At 74.0% G+C, this 7,216-nt stretch carries 6 protein-coding genes; 4 read left to right on the top strand and 2 right to left on the bottom strand.

Annotation, left to right across the window (positions count from 1 at the left end; genetic code table 11):
• Nucleotides 1–578: 578 nt before the first annotated feature.
• Nucleotides 579–785, bottom strand: coding sequence for an acyl-CoA carboxylase epsilon subunit (locus tag ACGF3I_RS35015; protein ID WP_393139340.1), 207 nt, complete (start codon nt 783–785; stop codon nt 579–581).
• 16 nt (nt 786–801) lie between these two features.
• Nucleotides 802–2,409, bottom strand: coding sequence for an acyl-CoA carboxylase subunit beta (locus ACGF3I_RS35020; protein ID WP_393139342.1), 1,608 nt, complete (start codon nt 2,407–2,409; stop codon nt 802–804).
• A 149-nt stretch (nt 2,410–2,558) separates the two neighbouring features.
• Between ACGF3I_RS35020 and ACGF3I_RS35025 the strand changes: the two genes are divergently transcribed.
• The 4 genes from ACGF3I_RS35025 (at nt 2,559) to ACGF3I_RS35040 (ending at nt 6,848) form a co-directional block, all read left to right on the top strand.
• Nucleotides 2,559–3,419: a biotin--[acetyl-CoA-carboxylase] ligase gene (locus ACGF3I_RS35025; RefSeq protein WP_393139344.1), complete on the top strand. Its 861-nt coding sequence runs from the start codon at nt 2,559–2,561 to the stop codon at nt 3,417–3,419.
• Nucleotides 3,420–3,534: 115 nt separating this feature from the next.
• A complete protein-coding gene (locus ACGF3I_RS35030) occupies nt 3,535–4,731 on the top strand; it encodes an adenylate/guanylate cyclase domain-containing protein (RefSeq protein ID WP_393139346.1) in 1,197 nt (398 codons plus the stop codon).
• 63 nt (nt 4,732–4,794) lie between these two features.
• Nucleotides 4,795–5,583, top strand: a complete 789-nt coding sequence (locus ACGF3I_RS35035; RefSeq protein WP_393139348.1) for an enoyl-CoA hydratase/isomerase family protein — start codon at nt 4,795–4,797, stop codon at nt 5,581–5,583.
• A gap of 131 nt (nt 5,584–5,714) precedes the next feature.
• Nucleotides 5,715–6,848: a diguanylate cyclase domain-containing protein gene (locus ACGF3I_RS35040; protein ID WP_393139350.1), complete on the top strand. Its 1,134-nt coding sequence runs from the start codon at nt 5,715–5,717 to the stop codon at nt 6,846–6,848.
• Nucleotides 6,849–7,216 lie beyond the last annotated feature (368 nt).

Consider the following 7,216-nt stretch of genomic DNA (forward strand, 5'->3'; position numbering starts at 1 on the left):
CCCGCCCGCCCGTGCAGCGGGTTGAACCGGCTGAGCCCTGGGGCTGCGCCCCAGACCCGCTGAGGGGCTCCGCCCCTCGGACCCCGGCGGGGGCTGCGCCCCCTGCACCCCCGCTTTCGCGCCCTGAAGGGCGCTCGTCCTCAAACGCCGGACGGGCTGAGGATGCCCATGCTGGCCGGCACCGGTGCAGTTAGGGGCGCGGGGAACTGCGCGAGCCAGGCCGGGATGCACGTGCGGCGCAGCACCGGTCCTGCCAGGGGCGCGGGGAACTGCGCGAGGCAGGCCGGGCTGTACGTGCGGCCCAGCGCCGGTCCTGCCAGGGGCGCGGGGAACTGCGCGAGGAGCGACCACGGCCCGCGGACGGCCGGGGGCAAGGGGTGCGGAAACTCCGCAACCCCCGGGTACCCCAGTGCCGTTGGGGGCGCGGGGAACTGCGCGAGGAGCGTCTACGGCCCGCGGACGGCCGGGGGCCAAGGGGTGCGGGGCACCGGGGCGCCCCGCCCGGCACCAGCCCCGTCAGGGGCGCCGGGAACTGCGCACACGGGCACCCCGAACCTCAGCCCCCAAACCCACCCCCCCTACCCCGGCCAATACGTGCGCGCCCAAGCGCGAACCCCGGGGCGGGGGAGGGCGTGGCGGGCGATGCGGGTCGGGGTGGACCACTCCGGTGGGGGCGGCGGTGCGGCGGCCCCGCCGGGGGCGGACGCCGCGGCGCGGGCCTGGACCACCGCCAGGGCGGCGGCCAGCTCCTCGGGGGTCGGGTTGCCCCGTACGACCTTGATCACAGCGACTCCTGGAGGCCTAGAGGGGGATGTTGCCGTGCTTCTTCGGAGGCAGGGATTCCCGCTTCGAGCGCAGCTGACGCAGACCCCTCACGACGTGGGCCCGCGTCTCGGACGGCATGATCACCGCATCCACGTACCCCCGCTCCGCCGCGATGTACGGGTTGAGGAGCGTGTCCTCGTAGTCGGCGATCAGCTCGGCCCGCACTCCCTCCTGCTCCTCGGGGGCGGTCGCGGCGATCGTGCGGCGGTGCAGGATGTTGACCGCGCCCTGGGCTCCCATCACCGCGATCTGCGCCGTCGGCCAGGCCAGGTTGAGGTCGGCGCCCAGGTGCTTGGAGCCCATCACGTCGTACGCGCCGCCGAACGCCTTGCGGGTGATGACGGTGATCAGCGGGACCGTCGCCTCGGCGTAGGCGTAGATCAGCTTGGCGCCGCGGCGGATGATCCCGCCGTACTCCTGGTCGACGCCCGGCAGGAAGCCGGGGACGTCCACGAAGGTCAGCACCGGCACGTTGAACGCGTCGCAGGTGCGCACGAAGCGCGCGGCCTTCTCGGAGGCGTTGATGTCGAGGCAACCGGCGAACTGCATCGGCTGGTTGGCGACGATGCCGACCGGGAAGCCCTCCACCCGGCCGAAGCCGGTGATGATGTTGGGCGCGAACAGGGCCTGCGTCTCCAGGAACTCCCCGTCGTCCAGGACGTGTTCGATGGCCGTGTGCATGTCGTACGGCTGGTTCGCGGAGTCCGGGATGAGGGCGTCCAGCTCGCGGTCCTCGTCCGAGGTCTCCAGATCGGCCTCCTCGGGGAAGGCCGGCGGCTCGCTCAGGTTGTTGGACGGCAGGTAGGAGAGAAGGGACTTGACGTATTCGATCGCGTCCTTCTCGTCGCCCGCCATGTGGTGCGCCACACCGGACGTGGTGTTGTGCGTGCGCGCGCCGCCCAGCTCCTCGAAGCCGACGTCCTCACCGGTGACGGTCTTGATGACGTCGGGGCCGGTGATGAACATGTGCGAGGTCTGGTCGACCATCACCGTGAAGTCGGTGATCGCGGGGGAGTACACCGCGCCGCCCGCGCACGGGCCGACGATCAGGGAGATCTGCGGCACGACGCCCGAGGCGTGCACATTGCGGCGGAAGATCTCGGCGAACAGGCCGAGCGCGACCACGCCCTCCTGGATGCGCGCCCCGCCGCCGTCGTTGATGCCGATGACCGGGCAGCCGGTCTTCATCGCGAAGTCCATGACCTTCACGATCTTCTCGCCGTACACCTCGCCGAGCGAGCCGCCGAAGATGGTGAAGTCCTGCGAGTACACGCACACCGGGCGGCCGTCGACCGTTCCGTAGCCGGTGACCACGCCGTCGCCGTACGGGCGGTTCTTCTCGATCCCGAAGTTGGTCGAACGGTGCCGGGCGAATTCGTCCAGTTCGACGAACGAGCCCTCGTCAAGGAGCAGTTCGACCCGCTCACGGGCCGTCAACTTGCCCTTGGCGTGCTGCTTTTCGATCGCCCGCGCGGAGCCGGCGTGGGTCGCCTCGTCGATGCGGCGCTGCAGATCCGCGAGCTTTCCTGCGGTGGTGTGGATGTCGACGGTGGCGTCGCTCTGGGCGTTTTCCGGCTCGGACATCGGGATGCGGCTCCCTGCCTGGTCACGGGGTGGCTGGCTCTGGCTCGTAGGCTGGCTACTGACTCGTAGGGTAGTGGCGCCGATACGGTTCGGCAGTGCGGCGTTTGCCACACCCGGGGCGGCTTGCAATTGCGGCCTAACCTGGCTGCATGACACCCCCGGACGCATCCGACAGCCGCTGGTCCGACCTCGACCGGCCGCCCCTGAACACCACCGCGCTGCGCCGCGCCCTGCTGCGGCCCGACGGGCTGTGGACCGCGCTGGACGTGCTCACGGCGACCGGCTCCACCAACTCCGACCTGGCGGCGAAGGCGGCGGGGCTCGCCGAGGGCGCGGTCCTGATCGCCGAGGAACAGACCGCGGGGCGCGGGCGCCTCGACCGGCGCTGGTCGGCGCCGGCCCGCTCCGGGCTCTTCTTCTCCGTCCTGCTGAAGCCGGGTTCGTCCGTGCCGGTCGAGCGGTGGGGCTGGCTGCCGCTGCTCACCGGGGTCGCGGTGGCGACCGGCCTCGCCCGGGCCGCGGGTGTGGACACCGCGCTGAAGTGGCCCAACGACCTGCTGGTCACCGTGGACGGCGAGGAGCGCAAGGCGGGCGGGATCCTCGCCGAGCGGGCCGGGGCGGACGGCGTCGTCGTCGGCATCGGCCTCAATGTGACCCTGCGCGCCGACGAACTCCCGGTGCCCGGCGCGGGCTCCCTCGCCCTCGCGGGAGCCGTCTCCACGGACCGCGACACCCTTCTGAGGGCCGTGCTGCGCTCCCTCGAGCAGTGGTACGGCACCTGGCGCGGGGCGGGCGGCGACCCGGCGGCGTCCGGCCTCCAGGAGGCGTACGCGGCGGGCTGCGCGACCCTGGGGCGCGCCGTGCGCGCGGAGCTGCCCGGCGGGCAGTCGGTGCGGGGCGAGGCGGTCGCCCTGGACGGGGACGGACGGCTGGTCCTGGCCACCGCGGAGGGCGAGCGGCGTCCGGTGGCGGCCGGGGACATCGTGCACCTGCGTCCGGCCACGTCATAGGCAGGCCAAGGACACGCTCCCGGGACGTGAGCTACGGCACACCTGCCGTATCGTTGAGCCCGATCCAGCGACAGATCGGCAGGGCAGTGCGCAGGCAACGGGCAGGAGGCGGCCGGTGACCGTCGACGAGACACGGTCCGGTGCGGACGACGGCACCGGCGGCGGCCCCGGCGGCTCCGGCACCCCCGCATCCTCCGCGTACCCGACGCCGCACCACGCCGTCGACCACACCGCCGAGCCGACCGACGATCCGCTCGCCATCCGCCTGGAACAGCTGATCCTCGGCGCCGAGCGGCGCTACACGCCCTTCCAGGCGGCCCGTACCGCGGGCGTCTCCATGGAGCTGGCCTCCCGGTTCTGGCGGGCCATGGGCTTCGCGGACATCGGGCAGGCCAAGGCGCTCACCGAGGCCGACGTGCTGGCCCTGCGCCGGCTGGCCGGTCTGGTCGAGGCGGGGCTGCTCAGCGAGCCGATGGCGGTGCAGGTCGCCCGTTCCACCGGGCAGACCACCGCCCGGCTGGCCGAATGGCAGATCGATTCTTTTCTGGAGGGCCTGACCGAGCCCCCCGAGCCCGGCATGACGCGTACCGAGGTCACGTACCCGCTGGTCGAGCTGCTCCTGCCCGAGCTGGAGGAGTTCCTGGTCTATGTGTGGCGGCGCCAGCTGGCGGCCGCGACCGGGCGCGTGGTGCAGGCCGCCGACGACGAGGAGATGGTGGACCGCCGTCTCGCGGTGGGCTTCGCCGACCTCGTCGGCTTCACCCGGCTCACCCGGCGCCTTGAGGAGGAGGAGCTCGGCGAGCTCGTCGAGGCCTTCGAGACGACCGCCGCCGACCTGGTCGCCGCCCATGGCGGGCGGCTCATCAAGACGCTGGGCGACGAGGTCCTGTTCGCCGCCGACGACGCGGGCACGGCCGCCGAGATCTCGCTGCGGCTCATCGAGACGATGGCCGGGGACGAGACGATGCCCGCCCTGCGCGTGGGCATCGCGTTCGGCACCGTCACCACCCGGATGGGCGATGTGTTCGGCACCACCGTGAACCTCGCCAGCCGCCTCACCTCGATAGCCCCCAAGGACGCCGTCCTGGTCGACGGCGCGTTCGCCGAGGAGCTGTCCCGCACCGGCGACGCCCCGGTCTCCGAGGCGCAGGCCGCACAGGACGCCCTGGCCGCCGAGAAGGAGGGCGAGGAGCCGGTGCCGGTCGCCAAGTACCGCTTCGCGCTCCAGCCCATGTGGCAGCGCCCGGTGCGCGGCCTCGGCGTGGTCGAGCCCTGGCTCCTGCACCGGCGCGAGGCCCCGAACCCGTCCTAGTGGGCCGGGCCGGGCACGGCCTAGGATCGCCCCGACGTAACGTTCGTTAACGGAGGGGTTGCCATGGCCGAGCAGCGGTTCGGGGAGTTCGTCGTCGTACGGCGCGAGGGGTACGTGGCCGAGCTGGTGCTCGACCGGCCCAAGGCCATGAACGCCGTGTCCACCGAGATGGCCCGCTCCATCGCCGCCGCCTGTGACGCGCTGGGCGCCGACCCCGAGGCCCGGGTCACCGTGCTGACCTCGACGAACGAGCGGGCGTTCTGCGTCGGCGCGGACCTCAAGGAGCGCAACTCCTTCAGCGACGCCGACCTCGTGCGCCAGCGGCCCACCGCCCGCGCCGCCTACACGGGCGTGCTCGACCTGCCCATGCCCACCATCGCGGCCGTGCACGGCTTCGCCCTCGGCGGCGGCTTCGAGCTGGCCCTGGCCTGCGACGTGATCGTGGCGGACGCGACGGCCGTGGTCGGGCTGCCCGAGGTGTCGGTCGGCGTCATCCCCGGCGGCGGCGGTACGCAGCTGCTGCCGCGCCGGGTCGGCGCCGCCCGCGCGGCCGAGCTGGTCTTCACCGCACGGCGCGTCGAGGCCACGGAGGCAAGGGAGTTGGGGCTCGTCGACGTCCTGGCCGGTGACGCCCGCGCCGAGGCGCTCGCGCTGGCCGGACGCATGGCGGCCAACTCGCCGGTCGGCCTGCGCGCCGCGAAGCGCGCGATGCGGCTCGGGCACGGCCTCGACCTGCGGGCCGGCCTTGAGGTCGAGGACGCGGCGTGGCGGTCGGTGGCGTTCTCGGGGGACCGGGCGGAGGGCGTGGCCGCCTTCAACGAGAAGCGGAAGCCGCGGTGGCCCGGGCACTGAGCACGTGACCCCGTGGCGTGCACGGCCTCCCGGGCCCTGCGCCCGCCGGGGCTGAGCCGCCGAGGGGGTGCGGGGATGCGCGTCGGCGTCCCCATGGGTCAAAACCGCACAAACCTCCCTAAGCTGGAGGAATGGGTGGAGAGGATGCCCGGCTGCGGGCCGTGGTTTCGCTGGCGCAGGCCATGGCCGCGGCGCACACGCCGCGCGACTCCTGGCGTGCGGCGGCGCTCGGCGCGCGGGACGCGCTGGGCGGGAACTTCGCCGCGCTCTCGGTGTGGGAGCGCGAGCTGGGACGCCTGCGGGTGCTGGTGAACGAGGGCCAACGGGCCGACGGGGAGCAGGAGTTCCCCGAGGACGAGACCTATCCCGTGCACCAGTTCCCCGAGATCACCGAGTTCCTGCACGAGCGCTGGGCGGGGGGCGGCGAGCCGAACGCCTGGGTCGAGACGGCCGCCGAGCCGCCGGGCGGCGAGGCGGGCTACTGCCACGAACGGGTCACCGCCCTGCGCCGGCGCGGCCGGGGCTGCTGCGTGGTCGCGCCGATCGTGCTGCACGGGCGGGCCTGGGGCGAGCTGTACGTGGCCCGGCCGGTGGGGGCGCCCGTCTTCGACGCGGCCGACGCGGACTTCGCCACCGTCCTCGCCTCCGTGGCCGCGGCCGGGATCGCCCAGACCGAGCGCCTCGAAGAGGTGCGCCGGCTGGCCTTCACCGACCCGCTCACCGGGCTCGCCAACCGCCGCGCGGTGGACATGCGGCTGGACGCGGCGGTCGAGCGGCACCGCGCCGACGGCTCGGTGGTCAGCCTCGTGGTGTGCGACCTGAACGGGCTCAAGCGGGTCAACGACACGCTGGGGCACGCGGTGGGCGACCGGCTCCTCGAACGCTTCGGCTCCGTGCTCTCGCTGTGCGGCGCCAAACTGCCGGGCGCGCTGGCCGCGCGGCTCGGGGGCGACGAGTTCTGCCTCCTCGCGGTGGGGCCGAGGGCGGACGAGGTGGTGGCCGTGGGCGAGGAACTCTGCCTGCGCGCGGGGGAGTTGGAACTCGGCGAGGGGGTCGCGTGCGGGATCGCCTCCACGGGCGACCCGATCGGCGAGGTGCGCTCGGCGCGCCGCCTGTTCCGCCTCGCGGACGCGGCGCAGTACCGGGCGAAGGCGGCGCGGGGGGTGAAGCCGGTGGTGGCCGGCCGTGACGGCGCGGTCCTGGCCCTCGCCGAGAACCCCCCCACCCCACCCCACGACCGCCGCCGCTTCAGGGGCCACCCCTGACCCCTCCGCGCAGTTCCCCGCGCCCCTGGCGGCGCTGGGGGTGCCCGGGGTTCGCGCAGTTCCCCGCGCCCCTGACCCCGCCTTCGTCCGCGGGCCGTGGTCGCTTCTCGCGCAGTTCCCCGCGCCCCCAAACCCGCGTTCGTCCGCGGGCCGTGGTCGCTTCTCGCGCAGTTCCCCGCGCCCCTAACCCCCGGTCGTGTGCGGACCGTGGTCGCTTCTCGCGCAGTTCCCCGCGCCCCTGGCAGGGCCGGTGCTGGGCAGCACCAGGCCACCTCAGCCCGTCCGGCGATTGAGGACGAGCGCCGTTCAGGCGCGATCGGGGTTCGGGGCGGAGCCCCGAGCAGGGGTGCAGGGGGCGGAGCCCCCGC

Origin of the sequence: Streptomyces sp. NPDC048111 (assembly GCF_043202815.1) — a bacterium.
Lineage (GTDB): Bacteria > Actinomycetota > Actinomycetes > Streptomycetales > Streptomycetaceae > Streptomyces.